At 64.6% G+C, this 22,574-nt stretch carries 21 protein-coding genes and 1 pseudogene; 7 read left to right on the top strand and 15 right to left on the bottom strand.

Going from position 1 to position 22,574, the window contains the following annotated elements; translation table 11 throughout:
- Positions 1-3: 3 nt before the first annotated feature.
- On the top strand, positions 4-1,104 hold the full coding sequence (gene paaE, locus V6657_RS26255) for a 1,2-phenylacetyl-CoA epoxidase subunit PaaE (RefSeq protein ID WP_048931475.1): 1,101 nt from the start codon (positions 4-6) through the stop codon (positions 1,102-1,104).
- A gap of 13 nt (positions 1,105-1,117) precedes the next feature.
- On the opposite strand, the gene V6657_RS26250 is transcribed toward paaE, so the two are convergent.
- On the bottom strand, positions 1,118-1,738 hold the full coding sequence (locus V6657_RS26250) for a TetR/AcrR family transcriptional regulator (protein ID WP_048931474.1): 621 nt from the start codon (positions 1,736-1,738) through the stop codon (positions 1,118-1,120).
- 76 nt (positions 1,739-1,814) lie between these two features.
- Positions 1,815-2,630: a 3-oxoadipate enol-lactonase gene (gene pcaD, locus V6657_RS26245; RefSeq protein WP_048931473.1), complete on the bottom strand. Its 816-nt coding sequence runs from the start codon at positions 2,628-2,630 to the stop codon at positions 1,815-1,817.
- A 99-nt stretch (positions 2,631-2,729) separates the two neighbouring features.
- Here pcaD and V6657_RS26240 point away from each other — a divergent pair, with 99 nt between their 5' ends.
- The gene (locus V6657_RS26240; protein WP_048931472.1) at positions 2,730-3,683 is read left to right on the top strand and encodes a LysR family transcriptional regulator; all 954 of its coding nucleotides are present in this window, start codon (positions 2,730-2,732) and stop codon (positions 3,681-3,683) included.
- Between the two features lie 7 nt (positions 3,684-3,690).
- Here V6657_RS26240 and V6657_RS26235 read toward each other — a convergent pair whose 3' ends face one another.
- Entirely contained in the window at positions 3,691-4,296 is a 606-nt protein-coding gene (locus tag V6657_RS26235) for a cysteine dioxygenase family protein (protein WP_048931471.1), read from the bottom strand.
- Positions 4,297-4,459: 163 nt separating this feature from the next.
- Here V6657_RS26235 and V6657_RS26230 point away from each other — a divergent pair, with 163 nt between their 5' ends.
- Together V6657_RS26230 and metC are read left to right on the top strand one after the other, a co-directional pair.
- Positions 4,460-6,079 carry a rhodanese-like domain-containing protein gene (locus V6657_RS26230; RefSeq protein ID WP_048931629.1) on the top strand — a complete coding sequence of 540 codons (1,620 nt, stop codon included), beginning with the start codon at positions 4,460-4,462 and terminating at the stop codon, positions 6,077-6,079.
- Complete coding sequence (gene metC, locus V6657_RS26225; protein ID WP_048931470.1) at positions 6,076-7,311, top strand: cystathionine beta-lyase; 1,236 nt, start codon at positions 6,076-6,078, stop codon at positions 7,309-7,311. The genes V6657_RS26230 and metC overlap by 4 nt, the downstream gene beginning before the upstream one ends.
- Before the next feature lie 10 nt (positions 7,312-7,321).
- Here the strand turns inward: metC and V6657_RS26220 are convergent, their stop codons facing one another.
- The 12 genes and pseudogenes from V6657_RS26220 to V6657_RS26165 all read right to left on the bottom strand — a co-directional run bounded on the left by V6657_RS26220 (position 7,322) and on the right by V6657_RS26165 (position 18,850).
- On the bottom strand, positions 7,322-8,176 hold the full coding sequence (locus V6657_RS26220; RefSeq protein ID WP_048931469.1) for an amino acid ABC transporter ATP-binding protein: 855 nt from the start codon (positions 8,174-8,176) through the stop codon (positions 7,322-7,324).
- Positions 8,163-8,846 carry an amino acid ABC transporter permease gene (locus V6657_RS26215; RefSeq protein WP_048931628.1) on the bottom strand — a complete coding sequence of 228 codons (684 nt, stop codon included), beginning with the start codon at positions 8,844-8,846 and terminating at the stop codon, positions 8,163-8,165. Before V6657_RS26215 ends, V6657_RS26220 begins: the two co-directional genes overlap by 14 nt.
- The gene (locus tag V6657_RS26210; RefSeq protein ID WP_048931468.1) at positions 8,839-9,621 is read right to left on the bottom strand and encodes an amino acid ABC transporter permease; all 783 of its coding nucleotides are present in this window, start codon (positions 9,619-9,621) and stop codon (positions 8,839-8,841) included. The genes V6657_RS26215 and V6657_RS26210 overlap by 8 nt, the downstream gene beginning before the upstream one ends.
- A 12-nt stretch (positions 9,622-9,633) precedes the next feature.
- Positions 9,634-10,485: a transporter substrate-binding domain-containing protein gene (locus V6657_RS26205; protein WP_031328976.1), complete on the bottom strand. Its 852-nt coding sequence runs from the start codon at positions 10,483-10,485 to the stop codon at positions 9,634-9,636.
- Between the two features lie 89 nt (positions 10,486-10,574).
- Positions 10,575-11,702 carry an acyltransferase gene (locus tag V6657_RS26200; protein ID WP_048931467.1) on the bottom strand — a complete coding sequence of 376 codons (1,128 nt, stop codon included), beginning with the start codon at positions 11,700-11,702 and terminating at the stop codon, positions 10,575-10,577.
- A 280-nt stretch (positions 11,703-11,982) separates the two neighbouring features.
- Positions 11,983-12,834 (bottom strand): PASTA domain-containing protein, encoded by an 852-nt coding sequence (locus V6657_RS26195; RefSeq protein ID WP_200900868.1) that lies wholly within the window; start codon positions 12,832-12,834, stop codon positions 11,983-11,985.
- 218 nt (positions 12,835-13,052) lie between these two features.
- On the bottom strand, positions 13,053-13,502 hold the full coding sequence (locus tag V6657_RS26190; protein ID WP_048931466.1) for a MarR family transcriptional regulator: 450 nt from the start codon (positions 13,500-13,502) through the stop codon (positions 13,053-13,055).
- A 26-nt stretch (positions 13,503-13,528) separates the two neighbouring features.
- Positions 13,529-15,082 carry a DHA2 family efflux MFS transporter permease subunit gene (locus tag V6657_RS26185; RefSeq protein WP_048931465.1) on the bottom strand — a complete coding sequence of 518 codons (1,554 nt, stop codon included), beginning with the start codon at positions 15,080-15,082 and terminating at the stop codon, positions 13,529-13,531.
- Positions 15,083-15,148: 66 nt separating this feature from the next.
- Positions 15,149-16,411 (bottom strand): HlyD family efflux transporter periplasmic adaptor subunit, encoded by a 1,263-nt coding sequence (locus tag V6657_RS26180; RefSeq protein ID WP_048931464.1) that lies wholly within the window; start codon positions 16,409-16,411, stop codon positions 15,149-15,151.
- A gap of 44 nt (positions 16,412-16,455) precedes the next feature.
- Positions 16,456-17,918: pseudogene (locus V6657_RS26175) on the bottom strand (efflux transporter outer membrane subunit).
- A gap of 45 nt (positions 17,919-17,963) precedes the next feature.
- Entirely contained in the window at positions 17,964-18,398 is a 435-nt protein-coding gene (locus V6657_RS26170) for a MarR family transcriptional regulator (RefSeq protein WP_021193723.1), read from the bottom strand.
- A gap of 89 nt (positions 18,399-18,487) precedes the next feature.
- Entirely contained in the window at positions 18,488-18,850 is a 363-nt protein-coding gene (locus V6657_RS26165; protein WP_021193724.1) for a helix-turn-helix domain-containing protein, read from the bottom strand.
- A gap of 145 nt (positions 18,851-18,995) precedes the next feature.
- On the opposite strand from V6657_RS26165, the gene V6657_RS26160 reads away from it, so the two are divergent.
- The 3 genes from V6657_RS26160 (at position 18,996) to V6657_RS26150 (ending at position 22,190) form a co-directional block, all read left to right on the top strand.
- A complete protein-coding gene (locus tag V6657_RS26160; protein ID WP_021193725.1) occupies positions 18,996-20,003 on the top strand; it encodes an NAD(P)-dependent alcohol dehydrogenase in 1,008 nt (335 codons plus the stop codon).
- A 144-nt stretch (positions 20,004-20,147) separates the two neighbouring features.
- Positions 20,148-20,735 (top strand): hypothetical protein, encoded by a 588-nt coding sequence (locus V6657_RS26155; protein WP_137884617.1) that lies wholly within the window; start codon positions 20,148-20,150, stop codon positions 20,733-20,735.
- 195 nt (positions 20,736-20,930) lie between these two features.
- Positions 20,931-22,190 carry a serine hydrolase domain-containing protein gene (locus V6657_RS26150; RefSeq protein ID WP_048931626.1) on the top strand — a complete coding sequence of 420 codons (1,260 nt, stop codon included), beginning with the start codon at positions 20,931-20,933 and terminating at the stop codon, positions 22,188-22,190.
- The last annotated feature ends 384 nt before the right edge of the window (positions 22,191-22,574 follow it).

The following is a 22,574-nucleotide window of genomic DNA, read 5'->3' as shown; positions in this document are numbered from 1 at the left end:
GCCATGACCCCGCAATTTCACCCGCTGCGTGTTGCCGAAGTGCGTGGCGAGACGGCCGATACGATTTCCGTGCGCTTCGATGTGCCGGACGACCTGCGCGATGCCTATCGCTTCAAGCAGGGCCAGTTCCTGACGCTGCGCATGCCGGTGCCCGAGACAGGGCAGAGCGATGTGCGGCGCTCGTATTCCATCTGTTGTTCCGTGCAGGACTACGACGCGCATGGCGAGTTGCGCGTGGCCGTCAAGCGTGTGGATGCCGGCGTGTTCTCCAACCACCTGCACGACCGCATTCGCGTGGGGCAATCGCTCGATGTGTTGCCGCCGGACGGTCGCTTTTATGTGCCGCTGGCCGCTGAGAGTGCGCGCCACTACGTCGCCTTTGCTGCCGGCAGCGGCATCACGCCGATCCTCTCGCTCATCAAGACCACGCTGGCTGCGGAGCCGCACAGCCGCTTCACGCTGGTCTACGGCAACCGCAGCATCGACAGCATCATCTTTGGCGAGGCGCTGGAAGACCTGAAGGACCGCTATCTCGATCGGTTTGCGCTGTATCACGTGCTGTCGCGTCAGGCGCAGGAGATTGCGCTGTTCAACGGGCGGCTGGATGGTGCGAAGGCGCATGCCTTTCTGGATGCGCTGATCCCCCCGGGCGATATCGACGCAGCCTTCATCTGTGGGCCATCCACGATGATCGATGCCGTGGAAGCTGCGCTATTGGAGCGAGGCGTGCCGCGTGAGCGCGTGCATGCCGAGCGCTTTGGCGTGCCGGTGGGCGACGCCTCGACTGAATCGGCCAAAGCGCGCAAGCGTGCGGCTGTGGCTGGCGATGTGGCGTTGACGGTGGTGCTCGACGGCAAGTCGCACGACGTGCCGATGGCGGGAGATGCCAAGGTGCTCGACAGCGCGCTGCATGCTGGGCTGGACTTGCCCTATGCGTGCAAGGGCGGCGTGTGCTGCACGTGCCGCGCCAAGGTGCTGGAGGGGCGCGTGGAGATGGAGAAGAACTTCACGCTGGAAGACTGGGAGATCCAGCAAGGCTTTGTGCTGACGTGTCAGGCGCGGCCGCTCACGCAGCGTGTTGTCGTGAGCTATGACGAGCGCTGATGGTTGTTGAGCTTCAGTCTTTCTTGCCGTTCGGGCCGCCGAGCCCGTTCTCCAGCATTTCGATCACCATCTCGGCATAGCCTTCATACGACAGCGGGCCATCGGGTTTGAGCCAGGTGAACGTCCAGTTCATCATGCCGAACAGCATCATCGTGATGGGCGTACGGTTAGCCTCGTCCACCTTGTCCGGGTAGGCTGCGCCGAGCTGCCAGCCCACGGCCGCCACCACGTTCCGCTCGCGTGCGAGCACGATGTCCCGCTGTTCTGGCGACAGGTATTTCACGTCATTGAGCAGCGCCACGTGCCGCGTGCGCGACGTCGCATATTCGGCCAGGAAGGTGCGGATCAGCAGATGCAACGTGGCCCGCGCCGACAGCTTGGCGTGCAGCGCATCGCTCTGCGCGCGTTCGACCAGATCGGCCAGCCGCGTGGTGTAGCGGTCGAGCAGATCGAAGAGGATCGCTTCCTTGCCTTCGTAGTAGTGATACAGGCGCGACTTCGAGCCACCGCAGGCGGCGGCGAGCTGGTTCATCGACACGCTCGGGTAGCTGTCGGCCGCAAAGGCTTCAGCGGCGGTGTCGAGCACGCTTTCGCGGCGCAGCTCGAATTCGTCTTCGTTCTTGACGCGGGACATGTCTGGCGGCACATCGGTTGGATGGCCGCCATGTTAACCGCAACCGGGCGGGTTGCGGCGCATCGTTGCCGATCCGTTATGCCGTCGCGTGCACGGCCAGGAAATCCAGCACCAGCCCGATAAACGCGTCCGGCGCCTCCACGTTGGCAAGGTGCACGGTGTCCAGCATGCGCAGTTGTGCGCCCGGAATGGCGGCGGCGATCTCCTCGCCGTGGCGTGCAGACGTCACCGTATCGTGCCGGCCCGCAATGACCAGCGTGGGATGCGAGATGAGCGCGATGGTGCGACGCAGGTCTGAATCCCGCACGGCAGTCCAGCCGCCGATGATGCCCTCGCGCGGCGTTGCCAGCAGCGCGCGGCGGAACGGTGCGACCGCCGGGTCATTTGCCTCCAGCATGTGTGCCGGAAACCAGTTGCGCAGGAAGGTCTCGGCCGTCTCTTGCATGTCGGGGGCACGCTGCAGCTCCGCAATGGCGTTGTCAAAGTACTGCACCGGGCCGATGTGGGCAGCGGTGTTCGACAGCACCAGGCGGTCAATGCGCTCCGGCACATGGATGGCCAACCATTGCGCCACGATGCCCCCCAGCGAAAGCCCCAGCATGTGCACGCGCTGCAGGCCGAGTGCGTCGAGCAGCTCCACCACATCGCGCCCCAGTCGATCGAGCGAGTACAGCCCGGTGGGCGCGTCGGACGCACCGTGGCCACGCGCGTCATAACGCAGCACGTGGAAGTGCTCGGCAAGCTGTGGCACCGTCACGTCCCACATATGCAGATCGGTGCCGATGGAGTTGGATAGCAGCAGGACAGGCTTGTCGACCGAACCGTCAAAACGATAGGCCAGACGTACGCCGTCGCCGGCGGTGATGAACGAAAGGGTGTTGTGAGATTCCATGATGGGCTCCAGAACGTGTTTGAGGTGGAGTCATCCTAGAATTCGGGCTGTTTCATAGATACTATAAAGTTTGAAAGAACTCTGTAGATAAAACAAACAATGTCGAACTTCACGCTCCATGAGCTGCAGTGCTTCGATGCGGTTGTGGCAGGGGGGAGCTTTCAGGCGGCGGCTGACCGGCTGCACCGATCGCACCCCTCGGTGTTTGCTGCGGTGGCCAAGCTGGAGGAGCAACTGGGCTTGAGCCTGCTGGACCGCAGTGGCTACCGGGTGCAGCTGACGGACGCTGGCCAGTCCTTCCATCGCAAGGTCCAATCGCTGCTGCGGGAGAGCGAGGAGCTGCGGACCCACGCCAGGCAACTGGCCATGGGGGAGGAAGCTGAGTTGCGCGTGGTGTTGGGCGATCTGTGTCCATTGCAGCCGGTGCTGGCGTTGCTCAGCCAGTTCTTCGGCCAGTGCCCCCAAACGCGTCTGCAACTTCAGTTCGAGGCCGTGACCGGCCCCTGGGAGCGTCTGCTGGAAGACGAGGCCGATCTGATCGTGCACCGTGTGCCGAAAGGCGATGTGCGCATGGAGTGGATCGACCTGGGCAAGATTGCGATGGTGCCGGTGGTCGCGCCGGGTTTCTTGCCTTTTGCGCCAACGTCCGGCCTCACGCCGCAGCAGATGCAACGCTTCATGCAATGCGTGATCAACGATTCGGCGCGTCAGCCGTCACCGCAGGCGCACTACGTTGTGGAAGGCGCCCCGCAGTGCTTCGTGCCGGATCAGCTGATGAAGAAGGAGCTGATCGTGCACGGTATGGCGTGGGGGCATCTGCCGCGCTTCATGATCGAGGCGGAATTGCGCGAAGGGCGTCTGCTATCGATTGCAGGCAAGCACTTCCCCGGCATGATCCAGGACTTGGTCGTTGCCCGCCGGCGTGATCGGCCGTACGGGCCCGTTGCCAATCGGTTGTGGGATTTCCTGGCCCAGCAGGCGCCGGTGCTGAAGCCGGTGCTGGGCCGGATGCCGCGCCAAGCCGCGGCAGGCGCCGCGCGCAAGACGACGTAGCACGCGGTCAGGCGGCCTGCTTGGTCGCACTCATGTAGTTGCGGTTGTAGTTGAGCACGCGCCCCGTGGCGAGATCAAAGCCGACGCGGCCAGTGAGCGTTTCCAGCGCGCGGCCGTACAGGTGGAAGTGGCGCGTGGGCTTGTTGCCGACCACGTGGATGCTGTGGATGTCGTCCGCAAGAAACGTGATCGGCGTGCCGGGTTGCACAGTCACCTCACGCGACAGGGCGAGCGTGGCCCGTTCAGGGTCGCGGCCATCATCGGTGCGGATGTACACGCGGTTCAATTCCTCGCCTTCCAGTGCAACGATCACTGCCCACGTGGTGTGGTTGTGCGGCGGCGTGATCTTGCCCGGGTTGATCGAGTTCAGGTACAGCGCAAAGGTCTTGTCGGCCTCTTCATGCAGCAGGTAGCGGCTGGACGCATCGGCTTCGTCTGCCGGTGGCGGCGGGAAGGCGTCGAAGGGGAACAGCGCCTCTTGCGCGGCCAATTCCTGCAGCCGATCAGCAATGCGGGTGAGTGACGCGTAGGTGATGCCATCCTGCGCAGCAATGGCACGAATGGCGATGAGGGTTTGACGGACCGCGTGGTCCCGTTGCTGGGCGAGGCTCATGGCGCGTTGGGAACGGTAAAGGACAGAGGACAGATGCCCCAGTGTAGAGCGCCGGGCACGTGCCACCAACGCAGCATCCTGCATATGCATAGACGCATCGGTTCGTTCTCGCGCGCGGGCCGGCGTGCCTACCATGGGCCTTTCCGTTACGCGCGAGGCCCGCATGTCTGTTCCTTCCATTGATGCCGTCACGTTGAAGGCGTGGCTCCACGACGGCGCTGAGATCGCCCTGTTCGACGTGCGCGAGGCTGGTGAATTTGGCGAAGGACATCTCTTCCTGGCAACGCCGGCACCGTACAGCCGGTTGGAGATCGACGCCGTGCGTCTGGCGCCCCGGCGCAACGTTCGGCTGGTGGTGACGGATGCCGATGGTGGTGCGCTCTCCGTGCTGGCTGCCCGGCGCTTGCTCGATCTTGGCTACGACAGCGTGCACGTGCTGGCAGGCGGCAATGCCGCTTGGCAGGCCGCCGGGTTTGCGCTGTTCAAGGGCATCAACGTGCCATCCAAGACATTTGGTGAACTGGCTGAGCTGACCTATCACACACCACACATCACGGCGGGTGAGCTGGCCGCCTGGCAGCGCGAGCACAAGCGCCACGTGCTGCTGGATGGGCGCACCGTCGCCGAGTACCGCCGCATGACCATTCCCGGTGCCGTTGCTTGCCCGAACGGCGAGCTGGCACTGCGCGTGCATGCGCTTGTGCCGGATGACGACACACCGGTTGTCGTCAACTGCGCGGGGCGCACACGCAGCATCATCGGTGCGCAGACGCTGCGTAATCTGGGATTGCCCAATCCGATCTACGCGCTGGAGAACGGTACGCAAGGCTGGCAGTTGCACGGCCTGACGTTGGAGCACGGCGCCGACCGCCGCTACCCAGACACGATCGACGTGCCGGCACGCCGGCGCGCGCAAGAGGCCGTGGCGGATCTGTCCCAACGCTTTGCCGTGTCGACAGTTACCGCGGCGGCGGTTCAAGCCGAGCGGCAGCAAGGGGCGCGTACGGTCTTCCTGCTTGACGTCCGCACGGCTGATGCCTTTGCACGCGGCAGCCTGCCCGGCGCCGTGCATGCGCCGGGCGGCCAGTTGCTGCAGGCGACGGACCAGTATGTCGGTGTGCGTGGCGCCTGGTTGATCGTCTTCGACGATGACGGTATCCGCGCCCCCGTGATCGCCAGTTGGTTGCGCCAGCAGGGGCATGATGCCGCAGTGCTGGAAGGCGGTTTGAGCGAAGCGAATGCCGCCTTGCTGGCAACACGCGACACGCCTTGGCAGCCGGCACCCCCTGTGGGGATCGACGCGGGCACGCTGCGCAACGCCTTTGCGCATGGGGAAGTCGTGTTGTTCGACCTGCGCAGCAGCGCGGCCTATCGCACGGCGCATATTCCCGGCGCACGCTGGGCCACACGGCGACAGTTGCACGACGTGCGCGGCGCACAGGTCGTGCTGGTGGACGATGACGCTGCAGTTAGCGCACTCGCGGCGGTGGATCTGCTGGAACAGGGTGCGGCTTCCGTACGGCGTCTCGAGGGTGGCGTTGCTGCATGGCATGCCGCCGGGTATCCGCTTGAGGCGACACCAGAACTGCCGGCAGACGCCGAGCGCATTGACTATCTCTTCTTCGTGCACGATCGCCATGACGGCAACCTGGACGCCGCGCGCGGCTATCTCGCCTGGGAGATCGGGCTGGTAGCGCAACTCGATGCGCAGGAGCGCGCGCTGTTTGCGCTCGGCAGCCCGAGTGCAATCGTCAACGAAACGGCAGAGGTGGTGGCCCCATGACCCGCACATTCACCCGCGCATCCCACAACGTGCCCGAAGCGCTTGCCACACGCATCATCCACGCAGGCAGCCCACCGTTTGTTGACGGAGCCGCGCCCGTCAATGTGCCCGTTGAACGCACCAGCACCGTGCGCCATGCCAGCACGGCTGCCCTGCACGACGTGCATGCGCGCCGCAAGGCCGGCGAGAACATCGCCAGCTACGGCCGCCATGGTTCGCAAACGCACCGCGCGCTGGAAGATGCGCTGCTGGCGCTGGAGGGCGGCGTGCGGGCGTTCCTTGTGCCGTCGGGCCTGTCGGCCATCGCGCTGACGTTTCTGGCGCTGCTTTCGCCCGGTGACCACGTGATCGTGACCGACAGCATCTACGCACCCGTGCGAAGGCTGGATGCCGTGCTGCTGCAGCGATTGGGGATCGAGGTGTCGTATGTCGAGCCCAACGATGGGCGCCTGGAAGCCGCCATTCGACCGCACACGCGGTTGATCTTTACCGAGTCGCCCGGGTCGCTGCTGTACGAGATCTATGACCTTGAGGCCATTGCCCGTGTCGCGCGGCGCCACGATATCGTGCTGGCAACGGACAACACCTGGGCCTCCGGCATCCTGTTCCGTCCGCTTGATGCGGGGGCCGATGTCTCGGTGCTGGCCGCCACCAAGTACGTGGCCGGGCATTCCGACGTGATGCTGGGTGCCGTGATTGCGCGCACCGAGGCCGTGGCCGCCCGCATTGCCGCCGCCCACGATGTGCTGGGTCTGACCATTGGCGCGGATGATGCCTACCTGGCCTTGCGTGGCGTGCGCACCCTACCCGTGCGGATGGCGCAGCACCAGCGCAACGCAACGCGCGTCGCGCAATGGTTGCAGGCGCAGCCGGGCGTGGGGCAGGTGTTCTATCCGGCATTGCCGGACGACCCCGGCCACGCGCTGTGGAAGCGCGACTTCTCGGGCGCCAACGGGCTGGTTTCCTTCGTACTCAAGGACGCAGATCAGTATGCTGCGGAGCGTGTTGTTGATGCCTTGCGGCTCTTCGCCATCGGCGCCTCGTGGGGTGGCTATGAAAGCCTTGTCACGGTGGTTGCGCCCGAGCGTTTGTCAGACCATGCGCAATGGAACCGCAGCGGCGCCGTGTTACGCCTGCACGTTGGCCTGGAAGATGCCGACGACCTGATTGCCGATCTGGAGCAGGCGCTGCAGCACGCCCCCGTGGCAGAGCTGCACGCCATCGGCGGGTAGGAGAGGGGGATCAGACAGCAAACGCCGCGCTTGCAAAGGCGGCGTGCCACGGCGCATGCGCAGGCGGCCGTGCCCCGGCGTGCCCCGACAGCGCGCGCGACAGAAATGCCCGCGTGCGCTCGCTCACCGGTGACGAGAAGAGCTGCTCGGCCGGGCCACGTTCCACCACCACGCCGTGCTCGGTAAACACCACCGCATCGCTGATGGCGCGTGCGAAGGCCATTTCGTGCGTCACCAGCACGCAGGTCAGCCCATCGTCGACCAGTTCTCCGATGACGTTGAGCACCTCGCCCACCGTCTCAGGGTCGAGCGCCGAGGTCACCTCGTCAAACAGGATCAGCTCGGGCCGCATTGCCAGCGCGCGGGCAATCGCCACGCGTTGTTGTTGGCCGCCGGAGAGCTGGCCCGGATAGGCGCGTGCCTTGTCGGCCAGGCCCACCTTCTTGAGCAGGGCATGCGCATCGGCTTCGGCCTCTTCCTTTGTCCGGCCCAGCACGCGCACGGGGGCGGCGGTCAGGTTGTCCAGCACGCTCAGGTGCGGAAACAGGTTGTATTGCTGGAACACGAAGCCGATGCGCTTGCGCAGGGCGATCGTGTCGGCCTCGGTGGTGAGCTGGTCGACGCGGATGCCGTCCACCGTCACGCTGCCGCGCTGCGGCCGCAACAGCCCGCTGATGCAACGCAGGAGCGTCGACTTGCCTGAGCCGGATGGCCCGATGATCGACACGGCCTCGCCACGATGCACGTCGAGGTCGATGCCGCGCAGCACAGTTGTGGTGCCGAAGGTCAGATGCACATCGCGCAACGCTACGAGCGGAGCACTGGTAGCAGGCGCATCAAGGGGCAGCAGATCAGGTGAGGACATGGGCGCGCTCCAGGCGCCGGGTCAGGCGCGAAATCGGGTAGCAATAGACGAGGAAAAACCCGAGCACAGTGAAATAGGTAAGCACCGTGAACGGCGTACGGTTGACGGTGTTGCTGGCAATCTGCGCGGTGTCGAGCAGGTCATGCACGCCCACCAGCGAGGCCATGGCGGTGCCCATGGTGATGACCGCGTACAGGTTCATCCATGAAGGCAGCATGCGCCGCAGGCACTGTGGCAGCACGATGCGCCAGAGGATGTCGCGGCGCGTGAAGGCCAGCGATGCCGCCGCCTCCCACTGCGTAGACGGAATCGACAGCACCGCGCCACGAAAGATTTCCGCTACGTGGGCACTTGCCGGCAGTGCCAGCGCCAGCGTGACCTTGAGCCAATCGGGAAACGGAAACACATGGCCGCGCACGACAATCTCGAACGGCACGGCGTAAGCAATGCCGTACACGAGCACAAGCCAGGGCGCATTCCGGAAGGCGACGACGTAGCTGCCGGCAAACCGTTGCACCCAGCGTGCCGGCGATAGATGCAGCGCACCGACGGCCAGCCCGATCAACGTGCCCAGCCCAACAGCAAGCAGGCTGATGCCGATATTGATGGCCAACCCCCGCAGCAGTGCCGGCGACCAGTGCAGCAGCGTCCCAAGAAGGGTGTCAGGCATGGGCGGGCCCTCCTGCAGCAGCGTGGCCCGTGGCCCCATAGCCCGGCATGCGCAGCCGGCGTTCGATCCACACGCCGGCTGCGTGCACGGCATAGGTGACCACGCCATAGAACAGCAGTAACAGCACCATGCATTCGAGCACGTTGTCGCGTTGGGTCCAGATCATCAGCGCGCTGTAGGTGATGTCGCCCACCGCAATGGCCGAGGCCAGAGACGACGCCTTCACCAGTTCCACCGTGTTGTTCATCAACGAAGGCAGCGCGGCACGAAATGCCAGCGGAAGCTGCACGCGCCACAGCCGTTCACGTGCGCTGAAGCCCAATGACGTTGCCGCTTCCAGCATGGCGGGCGGTACGGCCTCGATGCCGCCGCGCAACGCCTCGGCATGAAAGGCCGCCTTGTGCAGCGAGAGAATGGTCACCGCCCAGAAGAACGGCGTGAGCGGGTTGCGCAACTGCCACTGCGCCAGCGCTTGCGTGATGAGTGTGTTGACGACCAGGAACGCACAGCACAACTGCACCAGCGTGGGTGTGTTGCGGGTGAGTTCAACAAAGCCCTGGGCGAGTTGCGCGACACGCCGGCGCGGTGAGATCAGCAAGCGCGCCAGCACCACCCCAAAGATGAGGCTCAACACCACGGTGCTGAACATCACCAGCAGAGAGAGCCTGGCGCCTTGCAGCAGCGCATTCCGTTCGTAGGCTTCGGCCAGGAAGCCGTAGTCGAGGCCCGTATGGCGGACCAGCGCAATCACGCGCAGAAGCAGATCGTCAGCCATGCGGAATGCGGGTCAGCTACGGCCCGCTTTGACGGTGCCCTTTGCAGCTTCGTGCCATTCGACCAGCGCGGGCGAGGGCGGCAGGATGCCGTTCTTCTTCTCAGTCTCGATCAGCCAGCCATCGCGATGCCAGCCTTGCACGATGCGATCGAGCGCGGCCACGGTGTCGTTCTCGCCCTTGCGTGCCCAGATAACGGTGGGCGAGGGGATCAGATCTGGGCCGACAACGCGGTAGTCCTTCCATTCCGGGTTGGTGCGCGGCAGCGGTTGCAGCAGTGTGGCGTCATGCACGGCGGCGGCGCAGTTGTTGCCGCGCAGTGCCAGCAGCGATTCCGCCGGGCTCTTGAAGCCCTTGGGCGTGGCACCGATCTCGGCCGCCAGCGGCTTGGTGTAGCTGCTGCCTTGCGACAGGCACACATCCTTGCCCTTCAGGTCGCTCCACTTCTGCACGGGGCTGTCCTTGGGCACCAGCGCCACGCCGCCTACGCGGTAGTAGGGCGAAGGCACGTGGGCCAGCAGTTCCGCGCGCTCAGGGTTCAGCTCCATCGAGGCAACAAGAATGTCCACACGCCCTTGCTGCAGGAACTGAATGCGGTTGGACGGCTGCACCTGCACCGTTTCCACCTCCACACCCAGCCCGCGCCCAAGCGCCTGCGCCAAGTCGACATTGAAGCCTGTTGCGCGTTGCGTTACCGGGTCAATGGAACCGAAGGGTCCGCCCGATAGCACCACTCCCACCACCAGCTTCTTGCGCTGCTGGACCTTGTCGAGCGTGGCGTCAGCAGATGCAGCCGTGCTTGCCAGCAACGTGGCAGCAGCCAATAAGGTAGGGGCAAAACGGAACCAGTGAGAACGAGCAGACATGGCGTGCGACAGATTGTTTCTGAGGCAACCATTGTGTGAGACGCCCGTCGTGCGGTGAACGAATAAAAACCGGAAACGTTATGCAGTGCTCACGGTTTCTGCAGCCCCAGCCGTGCGCGCCACGCATGCCGCTGGGTATCCATCCAGTCGATCGTCTTGCGGCCCAGCGCAATGGAAGGCTGCTCGATATAGCGATGGAGCAGCGCCGCCAGCGCAAGCGTCAGCGCAAGATTGACGGCAAACAGCAGGAGTTGCGTACCGATCCACTCCGGCGCAAGCACGCCCACCAGCCGATGCGTGGTTTCGATCACGCTGGGGTGGACCAGGTAGAGCGCATACGACAACTCACCCAGCCAGACCGCCACACGCGGCACGCGGAGCAGGCCGCAGTACTCCATCGCCACCAGACCGATCAGCAATGCCCCCGCCGGCAGGCCGCGCGCGAGCGGATCAAACGTGGACACGGGCCCGATCACGGAGACGATGAAGGCGCCCAGACCGGCCGCCAACAGCACATGGGCCAAGGCGGGTGTCAGGCGGTGCCGGTGTTCCGCATACAGCCACGCCAGCCCCGCCCCCAGCAGGAACTCGAGCACAAGTGGGTTGGCGGCCATTGCCTGCAGGGGCGTGGCCCAGGCGTAGAGCGCCTCCGGATCACGCGGCACCACACCGCTGTGCCAGAACGGCACGATGATGGTTGTGGTGAACAACATCAGCGCGACCAGCCACAGCGCGCGTCTGCCAAACAGCGCCAGGCCCAGCGCGCACAGTGCATAGAAGAACGCCTCGTAGTTGAGTGACCAGCCGACGTAGAGCGCGGGATAGCCGAAGTAAGGCGCATCCACATTGGCCTGCGGTAGGAAGGCCAGTGAGCTGAGCAGCACGCCAGTCGACACCGGATTGAGCCATGTGGAATGCAGCACCGACATCAGCCAGTACGGCGGCGCCAGCCGGAATGCGCGCTTGACGAGAAACTCGCCGGGCGCCTCCGGTCCCTTGGGGCCCAGGATGGCGACCCACGCAATGATGAAGCCGCTGATGACAAAGAAGACATCCACGCCCACATGTCCGCGCTTGATCACGTGCGTGGTCAGCCACGCCAGGGCGGGCATGTCGGTATGGGCCAGCGCCAGGCCGGAATGGAATACAACGACGTAGAGCGCGGCAAAGCCTCGCAGTGCCTGGATGCTTTGAAGAGAAGACGAAGAACGGTTCACGCTGAGTGGGACGACTGCGGCGCAACGAGCGGTTCCGCCGCCATCGCGCCGTGGACGAGCTAGGGCAACCCAACCACTTTAGCAAGCTGCGTGCCCCGTGCTCTCGCCCGTTGTGTGCCAGGGCAGTGGCGCGTTCGTGCTCAACCGGTGCTCTGCGTCAAGGCCCGACGCGCGGGCGTCAACATCGGCTCGCGCTAATCAGTATTTCCCAGGCAAGGATGCGCTGACGGCAGCGCTCATCCGTCGCGAAACACAACTGAGCGGCCGAGCGCCAAGGCGCTCACCGGCACTTGACGCTGTAGCCCGACACGCTCGGCAGGTCATCTTCGCCAGCGGTTTCCAGCGACAGCCTGCCGGCCGGGCCGGCGTAGCTGTAGCTGCAATAGGCCATGCCCGTGCCCGAGCAGTCGTCGGTTTCGATGATGCCGTGTTTGAACAGCGCCGCTTGCCGTGGGTCGCCACTGGCCTTGGCACGCACCGGGTTCCAGCCCTTGGCGGCGAGCGCCTTGCGCGCCTTGTCGATCGGCATGCCGTAGACGTTCGGCAGCTTGGCACGGCCCTGGCAGACAGCCTCTTCGTCGGCCATCTTGGTCAGCCGCACCGTGCCGTCGGCGTCGACATGCAGGTCACCAGCGGGCGCGGGAACGATGTCGCCATCCCACAGGCGCACGGTGCCGCCCTCAAGCGGGACGAGGTTGCCGATGGCGGTGTCGTCTGCCGACTTGCCATAGGCCAGCGCGATCAGCTTGTCGTTGCTGAACACCGCGACGTTGCCTTGCGTGGCGGCGCAGGTGCCGCTGGTGGCAGCCTGCATCTGGCCCGCAAAGCTCACGGCGCGGTAGGGCCCCAGCGGTACGTCGGCCATGACGGCCCAGCCTTGCGCGGCCACCAGCTTGGCAGCGGCCGACTTCGGCTGGATGACCCGCTGCGGGCAATCCTCCCGGTCACTTGCGCTGCCGCCTGCTTTGGGCAGCGTGGCGGTCGCCTTGACGCGGATGTCCTTCAACTCGGAAACCACGTGCGGTGCTGCAGCGCCGGTTTGTGCGACGGCGGGCAACGATACCGCGAGGCTCAGCGCCAGCACGGCATGGCGCAGGGAAGTCTGTGCGGCGGGGGCTGCAAACGTAGGCATGGCGAGAGCGCGCATCGAGAGCGTGATGGAAGAAGGTTGGAGAGAACGGGGTTTCAGGCGAGCGTGGAAATCGCCAAAAGATTAAGAGACGGAAACAAGTCAGCGATGCAGCAATGGTTGTTCTGATTGGCTTGCCGTTGTTGACGCGGTGGGACTATATAGATCGGTATCTATTCGTGCAATCGCGCTACGTTGAAAGCGGCACGACGACACGTGCGCTACGTGAGCGACGCGGCGGCGCCTTCCATCAGGTACCGCAGCGCGTGCACGGATTGCAGCCCCATGCTGGCGATCAGCGCGCTGGTCAGGCGCTCGGTCATCTGTTGATCCAGCGACTCGCACAACGCGATGCCGGGCGCGCTGATCGACAACCGAACGCTGCGCCGATCCTCCGCGCCGCGCGTGACAGAAATCAGGCGACGCAACTGAAGCAGATGGGCCGCACGTGAGAGCCCGCCGATGTCCCGATGCAGCGTCGCGGCGATTTCCGTCAGTGTGCCCGCGGCTGCGTGGCGCAAGTGGCAAAGCAGCAGCCACTGCGAGAGCGAGAGCCCCGTGCTGCCCAGCATCTCTGTCACGCGTTGCTGCAGCGTGCTGTGCAACCGATTGACCGAGACGAGCACATCCAACAGCACGGCCGAATCTGGCATGGGGGTGATCTGCAACATCGTTGGCTCCGTGAATGCATGGGCTTTCAATGCGCGGCTACCGCGCCACCGCCGGTGCCCTTGACGGGCTTGGCCAGCCAGATGAGCGGCACGATCACCACGAAGATCACGCCCGAGATCCAGAAGATGTCGTTCAGCCCGAGCATGGAGGCTTGTGCATCCAGGCCACGCTCGAAGTAGGCGAGTGCCTGGGCCGGATCGAAACCGAAGGTGGCACGGATGCCGTCCAGCGCCGCGGTATAGGCCGGGTTGTTCGCGCTGCTTTGTTCGGCCAATTGCGCGTGGTGCAGGATGGTGCGGTTGCTCCATGCCGTGGTGGCGAGCGAGGTGCCCACCGCGCCGCAGAACACCCGCACGAAGTTCGACAGGCCGGCGGCAGCGGGAATCTTTTCCGGCGGCAGGCCCGACAGGATGATGGCCGTGAGCGGCACGAAGAACATTGCGGTGGGAATGCCCTGCAGCAGTGTCGGCAACACCAGCGACCACGTATCCACATTGGCGGTATAGCCCGAGCGCATGAAGAACACGCCCGCAAAGCCGGCAAAGGCGAGGGTCGCCAGCACGCGCATGTCGGACTTCGGCAGGATGCGGCCCAGCACCGGCGTGAGCAGCACGGCAAAGATGCCCAGCGGCGCGGTGGCCAGCCCGGCGTTGACGGCCGGGTAGCCCAGCCATTGCTGCATCCATTGCGGCAGGATGACCAGGTTGGCGAAGAACACGGCATAGGCTACCGAGATGGCCACCGTGCCCGAGAGAAAGTTGCAGCTCGCAAACAGGCGCAGTTCGATGATGGGGTGCTGGTCCGTCAGTTCCCAGATCAGGAAGAACACAAACGCGATGAGCGCCACCACCGCCAGCCCGACAATGAACGGCGAGTTGAACCAGTCCAGATCCTTGCCCTTGTCGAGCATGATCTGCAGCGCCGCCACCCAGGTGATGAGCGAAACTAGGCCGATCTTGTCGATGGGCAGCTTGCGCGTGGCCGATTCGCGATCGCGGTAGAGGAACCACGTGACCGCCGCGGCAAACAGGCCGACGGGGATGTTGATGTAGAAGATCCACGACCACGAGTAGCGGTCCGTAATCCAACCGCCCAGCAGCGGGCCGGCAATCGGGCCGACGGTGGCCGTCATGGCCCACAGCGCCAGTGCCGTGCCGCTCTTTTGCTTCGGGTATGAGCCCAGCAGGATGGCCTGCGACAGCGGCGTCATCGGGCCCGCCACCGCGCCCTGCAGAATGCGCGCAGCCAGCAGCACAGGCAGGTTGGGCGCCAAGCCGCACAGCCACGACGACAGCACGAACAGCAGAATGGTCGCCACGAACAGGCGCACCTGCCCGATGCGTTGTGTCAGCCAACCCGTGAGCGGAATCGACACCGCATTGGCTGCCGCAAACAGCGTGATGACCCAGGTGCCTTCATCCACCGACACGCCCAGGTTGCCGGCAATGGTCGGGATCGCCACGTTGGCAATCGACGAATCCAGCACGTTCATGAACGTGGCCAGCGCCACGGCTAGGGAGCCGAGCGCCAGCTTGCCGCCGGTGAGCGGTGCGGGTTCGGTATTGGCTTGTGCATCCATGATGACCTCGCAGAGGCTGCGTCAATTTTTCTGACTTGTCAGATAGTTGGAGAAAAAAGGGGCGGCTTACATCTGCGGGGCCGTCGCACGCGGTGCGTCTGCGCGGGCGAGCTGCGTTTGCGAACGGGCATCGAGGGTGCTGTTCTGCGCGATGATGCGGGCGATCTCGGCGTTGGCGTCTTCGCCATAGCGGCGGAATACATCGGTGCGCGTGGCCGTGTTGAGCGGTACTGCCGGCTGCGCACGGGGGATGCTGGCGGCGCCGTGCGTGTTCACATCCACCTGCATCGACAGGCCGATCTGCAGCGGGTGTTCACGCAACTCTGCCGGGTCCAGCTGGATGCGCACCGGCAGGCGTTGCACGACCTTGATCCAGTTGCCGGTGGCGTTCTGCGCGGGCAGCGTGGCAAATGCGCCGCCAGTGCCGGCAGAGAAGCCCGCGACCTTGCCGTGGTACGTGACCGAGTTGCCGTACATGTCTGCGCGCAGTTCAACAGGCTGGCCAACGCGGATGTGCTTCGTCTGCACCTCCTTGAAATTGGCGTCGACCCACACGCCGTCCAGCGGCACGATGGCCATCATCGGCGTGCCCGGGGCAACACGTTGGCCGACCTGCACCGAGCGTCGCGCTACATAGCCTGTGACTGGTGCGGGCAGCGTGTTGCGTGCGTTGGCGAGGTAAGCATCGCGCAGCTTGGCGGCGGCGGCCTGCACGCTGGGGTGTTCGGCCACCGTGGTCTGGGCGGTCAGGGTGCGGTTGCTGGCGAGTTGCTGGCGCACGGTGTCCAGTGCGGCTTCAGCGGCGCGCACGGTGTCGCGCGCATGGGCGACGTCTTCGGCAGACACGGCACCCGCTTCGGCAACCGTGGTGCGGCGGCGCAGGTCGTCACGTGCGCGGGCGAGATCCGCCTCGCGCTGGGCGATGGTGGCGGCGTACACGGTGTTGTTGACGTAGAGGCTGCTCACTTGGCGCACCGTCTGCGCAAGCTGGGCACGGGCATTGTCGAGCGCGACTTCCGCATCGGCCGGGTCCAGCGAGACGATCGGCTCGCCCGCCTTGACGATCTGCGTGTCGTCGGCATTGACGGCCACCACGGTGCCCGACACCTGCGGCGTGAGCTGGACGAGGTTGCCGTTGACGTAAGCGTCGTCAGTATCTTCGTGGTACTGGGCCACGCTCAGGTAGTACGCGCCATAGCTGGCAGCGGCCACGGTGGTGGCCAGGCCCAGTGCTATCAGCAGCGCCTTGCGGTGCGTCTTCAGGTTGGTGGTCGGGGCGGCGTTGGCTTCGGCAACGGCCTGCGTTTCGTTCTGGATCGGGGCGTTCATTTGGGCACCTGTTTGGTCCGGCAATGTGGATGGGAGACGGTGGTTCAGCGGGTTTGCGTGTTCTGCGGTGCTTCCTGGTAACCGCCGCCGAGTGCGGAGGCCAGTGCAATCTGGTGGTCACGGCGCGCCATGCGCAGGCTGGCGACCTGCTGGTCGGCCGTCAGCGCGTTGGCCTGCGCGTGCAACACGGTGAGCTGTGTGGTCAGTCCGCCCTTGTACTGCGCGAGTGCGAGTTGCAATGCGCGACGAGCAGCGTCCTGTGCGCGCACGCTGGCGGCCAGTTCGTTATCCACCGAGCGGATTTCCGAGAGCTGCGTCGCCACGTCGGACAGTGCGTTGACCAGCGTGTCGTTGTAGTGCGCGACGGCGTAGTCGAAGTCGGCATAGCGGCCCTTGAGCTGGGCACGCAGCGCGCCGCCATCAAAGATCGGCAGGTGGATGGCGGGCCCCACGTTGGCGGTGCGGCTGGCTGCCGTCAGGAAGCGCCCGAAGCCGAAGGCGTCCAGGCCGATTGCAGCGGCAAGGTTGATGTCCGGATAGAAGTCGGCCTTGGCCACGGCAATGTCGTGCGTACTGGCATCCACGCGCCAGCGGGCAGCCACGAGGTCCGGGCGGCGGGAGACGAGATCGGCGGGCAGGTTGTCCGGCAGCGCCACCGTGCCGCCCACGCCCAACGTGGGGCGGGCGATGGCCAGGCCGCGGTCTGGCCCCTTGCCCAGCAGCGCGCCGAGCTGGTAGCGCACGCGCTGCACGCTGCCGTCGAGTGAGGCGATGGTGGCTTCAGCACTGGCGACGTCGGCTTCTGCGCCTTTCTTTTCCACATCGGTATCGAGGCCCATCGTCACGCGACCTTGCGTGAGCCGCAGCACCTGCTGGCGCTGGGTGAGCTGGTCTGCAGCGATGTCGCGCAGGGCGTACAGGCGGGCCAGATCGTTGTACGCGCGGGCGATAGCGGTGGAGAGCGTGAGCTTGACCTGCTCGGTCTCGGCCTCGCTCGCACGCAGGGCCGAAACGGAAGACTTCAGCGCCTCGCGGTTCTTGCCCCACAGGTCCAGATCGTACGAGGCGCTGACTGCGGCCTTGTTCTCGGTCTGCCAGGCGCCCGCATACGGCGGCGGCACGAGGGCGGTTTCCGAGAAGCGCTGGCGGTTGATGCTGTAGCTGGCCGAGACCTGCGGCAGCGTGTTGGCGTTGGCGCCTTCGCTGGCGGCGGCTGCGGCGGCCACGCGGGCGCGAGCCATCTCCAGCGACGGGCTGCCTTGCAGGGCTTCGTCGATCAGCGTTTTGAGCTGCGCGTCGCCAAACTGGTGGCCCAACCTGCGACGGGCCAGCGGCCCTGTTCCGCCGGCAGGCTTTGCGTGGTGGCGAGGCCGCCAGGCTCAGTCATCTGCCTGTCGCTATGGATGCCGGCGTAGTTGGCGCAGCCGGCCAGCACGGCCATGCACACGGCCGACAGCGCAATGGCAGGACGGCGGAGCAGGTGATCGAGTTTCGTTTGATTTTGCATTTTCTGATTTATCAGATAAATGGATAAAAAAATGAGCCAGAAGGCTCACTCCGCAAATTTCTTCAGCAAGCGCAGGAATTCCTGAAACTCGGCGGGGGAGAAGCGTTGCAGCCGGTTGTTCAATACCTCGGCGGCAATGTCGGGCACCTGGTTTGCGATGTCTGCGCCCTTGGCCGTCAGCTCCAGGTTGACCACACGGCGGTCTTCCAGGCTGCGGCTGCGGACCAGCAGGCCTTTGAGCTCGAGCTTGTCGAGCGTGCGTGTCATCAAGCCGGTATCGATGCCGAGCAGCTTGGAGAGCTCGTACGGCGTATTGGCAATATCGCGCGCCACCGACAACAGAATGCCCATCTGCTGGCTCGTGATGTCCAGTGGGCTCAGTGCGTCGTCCAGCTCCATCCCGGTCAGGTTGCGGGCCCGGGTGATGTAGAACCCCACGCTTTGCAAGAGTTGGAAGTTGTCGCGGTTGTAGTGCTTCATGGCCTGCTCGTTGCGTTGTTGGACTGCACAGTATTTGACAAGTCAGATTTTGTCAAAGAAGAATTGTAACAACGCAGGAGATGGGGTGGCTAAGCCTCTACAGCCTCTGGCAGTGCGTCCGGCACTTCGCGCTCCCGGTACGACTGCCCCCAGTCGCGCAGGCTGATCAGCACCGGTGCAAGCGACTCCCCAAGCGGGGTCAGCGCATATTCGACCTTGGGCGGCACCTGCGGATAAACGTGCCGCACGATGATGCCGTCGGTTTCCAGCTCACGCAGTTGCAGCGTCAGCATGCGCTGTGTGGCGTTGGGAATCAGCCGCGTCAGTTCCATGAAGCGCTTCGTGCCGTCCAGCAGGTGAAACAGGATGACGGGCTTCCACAGGCCGCCGATCACGGAAAGCGTGACCTCGACCGCGCAGCCGCTCTTGATGCCTTGGGGTTTGCGACGCATTCGGTTTGTACCTACAAAATTGATAGTACTGGCGATAATTGTACGTTCTTGCGGTGATCGATGTACAGCTCGACAATCCCACCTGTCGCTGTGTTGCCGTGTACGGCCGCGGCGCTGTCTCGATCTCTCCCAAGGAACCGTTTCAATGAAAGCCATCACCCTGCGCCAGCCTGGCGGATTGGATCAACTTCAACGGGTCGAACTTGCCGACCCCGGCGCGCCCGGCCCTGGCGAAATCCGCGTACGCATTCACGCGAGCTCTCTGAATTTTCATGACCTTGGCGTTGTGACCGGCCGTTTGCCCAGCGCGGATGGCCGCATCCCGATGTCCGATGGCGCCGGCGTTGTCGAGGCCATCGGCGAGGGCGTCAGCGAATTCGCAGTGGGTGATGCCGTTGTGTCGACCTTCTTCCCGACCTGGCTGGACGGCGGCCCGACGCTGTCGGACTTCAAGACCGTGCCGGGCGATGGCGTTGACGGCTACGCACGCGAATGCGTCGTCCACCCTGCACACTGGTTCACGCACGCACCACGCGGCTACAGCCACGAAGAAGCGGCAACGCTTACTACGGCAGGCCTGACCGCATGGCGCGCACTCGTGGTCGACCGGCAATTGAAGGCCGGCGATACCGTGCTGGTGCTCGGCACCGGCGGCGTATCGATCTTCGCGCTGCAGTTCGCCAAGCGGATGGGCGCAACGGTCATCGCAACGTCGTCGTCCGACGAGAAGCTGGAACGCGTTCGCACACTCGGCGCAGATCACACCATCAACTACCGCCGCGACACGGATTGGGCTGCCAAAGTGCTGGAGTACACGAACGGGCGGGGCGTCGATCAGGTGATCGAGGTCGGCGGGGCAGACACGCTGACGCAATCCATCCGTGCATGCCGCACTGGTGGTCACATCGCATTGATCGGGGTGCTTGCCGGCGTTGTCGGGCAGGTGCCCACCGTTGAGCTGATGCTGCGCCACCAGACGCTGCAAGGGTTGATTGTCGGCAGCCGCAGCCAACAGCGCGACATGGTGCGCGCGATCGAGGCAACGGGTATCAAGCCCGTGATTGACCGCACGTTCGCGCTGGAGGACATTGCCGAGGCGTTTGCCCATCAGGCGGCGGGTAAGCATTTCGGTAAGCTTTGCCTGTCGATCTGATATCTGACGGCAGTGCCCAGCTCGGCGGTTTGTGCCGGGCTGGGCAATTGGATGGTGTGCGTGGTTCGATTGCTTGCAGGCACTCGCGCAAAGGCGGGTGATGTCAGACCTTGTGGCCGTGCATTTGATGGCCGCGTTTTTCGAGTGCTCAACGTCATGCCCCACACCCAACCAATCCCCATCTATACGATTCCCGCACTGTTCACGTTGCGCGGCATGCTGCATAAGTTCTGGGCAAGCGAACTGGGTGGCAAGCGCCTGCCGCTTGCGTTCTGGACCATCGAAGACAACGACCTGTTCTTCGACGCGTTGCAGTATCTGCCGGTGTGCGTGCTATCGAGTGGCGGTCGCAGCGGGCATGGCCATACGGATGACGAATTGCAGTCTCTCCCCATCGGTTTCCAGCATGCCGTCGCGCTTTTCGACCTGGAGGACGGCTTCGCCAATGAGGGCTACACAGCGATCCCCAACCTTGGGGAGGCGCGCGTGCAAGAGATCGCCAACATCTACCGGCACATCGGCATGGCATCACGGGCAGTGGTGCTGGAGCGCGTCCTGGCTGCCAGCATACGCGATCCCTCTGACGAGGATGCAATGTCCGAGGCTGCGGATGGGGGGCTGCCCGATCTGATTGATACGGAACACGAGGCGAATCAGGTCATGGCCTATTTCCGCGCGGAAAGCCAAGCCTGGAGCCTGCCGCCAGAGCTTGATCAATCTGAATGGCAATAGCGCATTCCGGGGGTGCAAGCGCATCGAGCGCCGCGGGTAATGTCATCATGGCGGCGTGTGGCGAAGCCGGGCATGCCTGCGCTCCACCACACAGCCATCGGGCCGGTACGCGCGGTCAGCAACACCACGCACCGGCATGCCATTGTCAGCCTGCGCCAGCGGCGCAGTTGTGAATACAAGGTACAAGGGGAAAGCATGGATGCGCGGCGTAGCGAAACACATGGGATGTCCCGGGATCGGCTCGGGCGGGTCGAGCGCTTTATCGATGACGCCTATATCGCCACCGGCAAGCTGCCCGGTGCCCTGACCCAGGTGTGGCGTCGCGGCGAGCGGGTCCTGAACTCTGTGCTCGGCCAGGCCGACCGTGAGCGGCAAGTTCCACTGGCCGAGGATTCGATCTTTCGCATCTACTCGATGACCAAGCCCGTCACGTCCGTGGCGATCATGATGCTGGTCGAGGAATGCAAGATCGCGCTGGATGATCCGGTCAGCAAGTACATCCCAGCGTGGAAAAACCTGGGTGTCTATACCGGCGGCTTCATGCAGGGCTTCCAGACGCGTCCAACAGCGCGCCCCATGTTGGTGGTCGACCTGCTGCGTCATACCTCCGGCCTGACCTATGGCTTCCACCAGAACACCAACGTTGACGCGGCGTATCGCCAGCTCAAGCTGGGCGACATCGCCACGCAGGGCACGCTGGACGAGATGATCGAGAAGCTGGCTGGCTTGCCGCTCGAGTTCTCGCCGGGCGAGGCCTGGAACTACTCCGTCTCCACCGATGTGTTGGGCTACCTCGTTGGGAAGGTCAGCGGCATCCCGTTCGAGACCTTCCTGAAGGAGCGGATATTCGATCCGCTAGGCATGGTCGACACGGCGTTTTACGTGCCGGAAGAGAAGGCGTCCCGCTTCTGCGCCTGCTATGCCGTGGGGGCGCTTGGTTCGACGGCGGTGTCCGATCGGCCGGCGTTGCAAGACGATCCGCGCACCAGCCTCTACCTGAAGCCGCCCAGCTTTGTTTCGGGCGGCGGTGGCCTGGTGTCGACCGCTGCTGACTACCTGCGCTTCGCGCGCATGCTGCTGCAAGGCGGTGAGCTGGACGGCGTGCGCCTGCTGGGGCCGAAGACGCTGGCGTTGATGACCGCCAACCATCTGCCGGGCGGGGCGAGCATATCGAGCATGTCGCCGCGCTCGATGTTCAGCGAGGCTGCCTATGACGGCGTGGGATTCGGGCTCGGCTTTGCCACCACGGTGGCGCAGCCGGCCACGTTGGTTCCCGGCAGCACCGGCGATTTCTTCTGGGGCGGTGCGGCTGGCACCTTCTTCTGGGTCGACCCACAGGAGGATCTGATCGGCCTGTTTCTGACGCAGGTGTTGCCGTCCTCGGCGTATCCGGTGCGCCGCCAGTTGCGCACGCTGGTCTATAGCGCGATCACCGAGGTGGGTGCCGCTGCGTAATTGCTGCGCTGACCTCAGCACCATTCAACGCCGGCATCTTCGCGCGCAGATCCTGCTGCGCGAGGATGCCGAGCGCCCGGATCAGATGCCTCCAGCAGGCTTCCCTGGTCAATCCAATGCTTGACTCGCCGGTGACACCGGCATTGCCCCGTGAGCGGTGGCCGGATTCGCGCTGCGCCGCCGTTCAGTCATACCCCGTGCCCGCTTAAGCAAGTCTGGAGCGCATGCCTTGGGTTGACACAGGATCGCGTTGAGTCGCACGCTTAGCGATGACCACGTCGCAATTCTTCCGATAGCGTCACCAAGCCATAAGAAGTGACGCATTGGACGCATTTGTTGGCAAGAAAATTGTGATCGCGTGTCAGTTTTGGTGACGATGTTCGA

It is taken from the genome of Ralstonia sp. RRA (genome assembly GCF_037023145.1).
In the GTDB taxonomy this organism is placed as follows: domain Bacteria; phylum Pseudomonadota; class Gammaproteobacteria; order Burkholderiales; family Burkholderiaceae; genus Ralstonia.
This window is presented reverse-complemented; position numbering and strand designations above follow the sequence as displayed.